This window comes from Streptomyces sp. BE303 (assembly GCF_036290945.1).
In the GTDB taxonomy this organism is placed as follows: Bacteria; Actinomycetota; Actinomycetes; order Streptomycetales; family Streptomycetaceae; genus Kitasatospora.
On record NZ_JAQYWZ010000469.1, the window covers coordinates 1 to 3,739 of the forward strand.

The window sequence follows — 3,739 nt, forward strand, 5'->3', positions numbered from 1 at the left end:
ATCGACGACCGTGACGGTGACCGCCACCTTCCCCTCCGGCGCGACCGCGAGCACCACCTTCACCTGGGCCGTCACCGACGCCAACAGCCCCTGCCCCTCCGCGCACCTGCTCGGCAACGCCGGCTTCGAGAGCGGCGCGGCGCAGCCCTGGACGGCGACACCCGGCACGGTCGACACCGACCGGGGCCAGGCGAGCCACGGCGGCTCCTGGAAGGCCTGGCTGGACGGCTACGGGTCCGGCCACACGGACACCGTCGCGCAGACGGTCGCCGTCCCGGCGGGCTGCCGGGCGACGCTGACGTACTGGCTGCACGTCGACACGGCCGAGGACACCACGTCAGCCCGGTTCGACCGGCTGAGCGTCAGGACCGACGGCCGCGAGGTGGCGCTCCACTCGAACCTGGACCGGGCCGCCGGCTACACCCTGCGGACGGTCGATCTCTCCGCCTACGCCGGGCAGCAGGTCACCGTGGAGTTCACCGGTCAGGAGGACGGCTCGTACCAGACCAGCTTCGTCCTCGACGATGTCACCGTCGAGATCGGCCGCTGACCTCTGGAGTACTCGGGACCGGTGCCGACTCGGCGCAATGCCCCCGGCGCCCGAGGCCGCCCGAGGGCACGACCGGCGAACCGGGGCACCGGACCGCATCCCGTCGTGGCGCGTGACGGAGATGCGGCGGTCACTCGGTGGACGGCGTATCCAGCTCACAGCACTCCGCCCCGAGAGACCTTGACCCCGCAGGGGGAGGGGATATGCCTGTTCGGGGCCGGAGCAACTGCTCCGGCCCCGAACAGGTTCGGGTTACTGGACGGTGATCTCAGCAGCGGCGGAGATCCCGCCGTAGCCGTCCACCAGCGAGGTGAGCCGGACGAACTTCGCCGGGCCGGCCGGGAAGGTGGCGGACTTGAGCGTCGCGTCGTTGGCCCAGGTCCCGGTGGCGACCTGGGTGAAGTTCACGCCGTCGGTGCTCGTGGAGACCGCGTACCGGGTGATCCGGGCGTTGCCCTGGTCCTGCCGCGGCAGGTAGCCGATGCCGCTCACCGACTGGATGCCGCCGAGTTGGAGGGTGAGGTCGTGCGGACCCCGGACGGTGGCGGGCCGCCAGCGCGAGTGCCAGATGGTGGAGGGATTACCGTCGATCGCCTTGGCCGCGTCGTAGTCGGTGTCGGAGTCGCTGCTCTCCGCCGCGCCGACCACGCCGGTCCCCGGCTGGACGGTGAAGTTGTCGAACTGGACGGGGTTGTAGCTCGACACCGCGAGGGACACCTGCCCGGTCGCGGCGGTACCGGCGGGCGCGGTGACCGGGGCGGTGAGCGGCACGCCGTCGATGGAGGCGGTCACCGTGGAGTCCTGAATCGTGACGCTCAGCCTGTGCCACGAGTTCACCGGCAGCGACGTCCGCCTTCCCTGAGCGAGTACGGTCTTGGACGCGGTCTTGATCTCCCAGGACCCGTTCTGGTTGACGGAGAGCCGGATGCCGTCGGGGTTGTCGAACGTGAGGTCGCCGGGGACCGCGTCCCAGTTGGTCTTCGACGAACGGTAGGTGTCTCGAACACCGAGCGTGACCTGCAATCCGCTCACCTCGAAGTTCACATCCGCGGCGGCGGTGTAGTTGCGCCAGCCGGGATCACCGATCACTGCTGCGGGCGCCCGCTCGGTCAGGTTCCAGTAGACGGGGTGCTCCTTCATCGTCGCACGCAGGCACATGCCGGTTCGTCCGCCACCGCACTGCGCCGTCTCCAGGGTTCCTCCCAGCTCCGCGAGGTACCTGGGCGTGCGCCGCGGCGCATAGGAGTCGAAGTTGTCGCTGTAGGGAAGGCCCATGACGGAGTTCAGCGGAGCAACCGCGGCACCCTTGCCCGAGGTCGTGAGCGTGCTGATGGTGTACAGCCTGCCCGGGGCGGTGGTGATGGCGGCCTGACCGTTGACGACCTGCACATTCGCCTCCTGGCTGAACCAGGTGGCGGGTTCGCTCGAGGTCAGGTCGGTCGAGCGGACCCGCAGTACACCATTCGTCGGCAGGCCGCCGGAGACGGTGAAGTTCAGCGTCTGGGGGGACGTGGCCTGGCTCGTCTCGATGACACTCGACCAGTTCGCCGAGTTCGGGTCGCGCAACGTCACCAGGGAGCCGCCGTCGATCCTCTTGCTCGCCTCGGGCAGGTAGCGCCACCCCACCTTCGTGAACTGCGTGGTGTGCGCGGCGACCCACACCGACCTGCCGACCGAGTAGCTCCCGCTCCACGGTGTGTTGGCGAGCATCAGGCCGGACCCGCCGTACGGTGCGCCATGGTACGCCGACCAGACAGGCGACCAGTTGAGGAAGCCGGTGATGCGGCCGTCGGTGTAGCCGCGGTTGATCTCTCTGGCCAACGCGGCTGCGCCCGCCGTGTAGTCCTGCGAGCCTCCTTCGCTGTTCCAGGCCGGTTTGCCGAACCGCTCCTGCGGACCGGAACAGCTGTCGGACGTGGTGATCCAACCGCACCGGTAGTGCGCGCCCATCACGCCGGCGGCGGCGCGGTATGCCGGGTTCGTCTGCATCGCGCTGATCATCGGACCCCAGCCGAGATCGTCATCGGCGATGAGCTTGACGTCCTGGTGGCCTGCCGCGTCGAGCCGGGCGCGGAAGTCGACGAACCACGCGGGGTCGCCGTGCTTCTCGTTCCAGCCGCCCATGTAGTCGATGTGCAAGCCGTTGGCCGTGGCGCAGTTGAGCCAGCTCATCTCCCAGTCGATGGTCCGGGAGGTCCAGAAGTTCTTGCCGTTGACGTGATCCGGGTCCACCCAGCCCGGCGCACCCCAGGCAAGGCCGGCCAGCTTGATCTCCGGGTTGCGCGCCTTGGCCTCCTTGGCGAGCCAGAACTCGTAGCCGACACCGCAGTCGACCTGGCCCTGCACGGGCTCGTGGTCCGGCTCCGTGCCGTCCGTCGAGTTAGCCCCCGAGCCCAGCTCCAGCTTCAGGAGCTGGAGGGACGCACCGTAGCCCGGCTTGAACATGTAGTCGAGCACCTGGCTGCGCTGCGGTTCGGGGTAGTCGATCAGGAGTCGGGAGCTGGCTCCCGCCGATACCCCTCCGATGCCGTCGAGGGTCTCACCCATCGAGTTGCCGTTCACGGTGACCGCCGTGGTGGTGACGGCGGCGGAGCCGGTCGTCGGCAGCCCGACGGCCAGGGCCAGGGCGACGAACAGGCTCGTCGCTGTGGCAGTTGAGCGGAAGATTGACGATCGCAACTCGTCCTCCAAGTTGCTTGGAACTGCGGGTGGGGGTTCGCCGACGCACCTCGCGGCGATCGGCTTCGGTGCCGCTCCAGGAGGGGCGGCGCGGTCCGGCTCGAACTTCGGGGATCCGTGGGGGCGGTGGATCCGGCGCATCGGGCGGGAGGTTCGCGGGACCGTGGTTGCGTGGTGGGGGTCACGGCTCTCCTTCCATGGGGCGTCGGGTGGGGTGGATCTCAGGCGGGGAGTCCGACGGCGCGTTCGCCGTTGCGGCGTTGCTGGATGACGACGGCGACGACGAGGAGGGCGCCCTGGGCGACGTTCTGCCAGAAGGAGTTGATGCCCTGGACTGTGAGGCCGTTCTCCAGGCAGCCGAGGAGGGCGACGGCGAGGAGGGTGCCGCCGATGCCGCCCTTGCCGCCCTTGAGGGCGGCGCCGCCGAGGGCGGCTGCGGTGATGGCCTTGAGTTCGAGGCCCTCGCTGCCGGAGACGGGTTGGCCGGAGCCGGTGCGGGCGGTGAGGAGG

Annotated in this window: 1 protein-coding gene and 2 pseudogenes; 1 reads left to right on the forward strand and 2 read right to left on the reverse strand. The window is 69.8% G+C overall.

Going from position 1 to position 3,739, the window contains the following annotated elements:
- Positions 1 to 550: pseudogene (locus PUR56_RS09300) on the forward strand (hypothetical protein); the annotation flags it as partial.
- 252 nt (positions 551 to 802) lie between these two features.
- On the opposite strand, the gene PUR56_RS09305 reads toward PUR56_RS09300, so the two are convergent.
- Positions 803 to 3,229: a discoidin domain-containing protein gene (locus PUR56_RS09305; RefSeq protein ID WP_329948528.1), complete on the reverse strand. Its 2,427-nt coding sequence runs from the start codon at positions 3,227 to 3,229 to the stop codon at positions 803 to 805.
- A 221-nt stretch (positions 3,230 to 3,450) separates the two neighbouring features.
- Positions 3,451 to 3,739, reverse strand: a pseudogene (locus PUR56_RS09310) (ABC transporter permease); the annotation flags it as partial.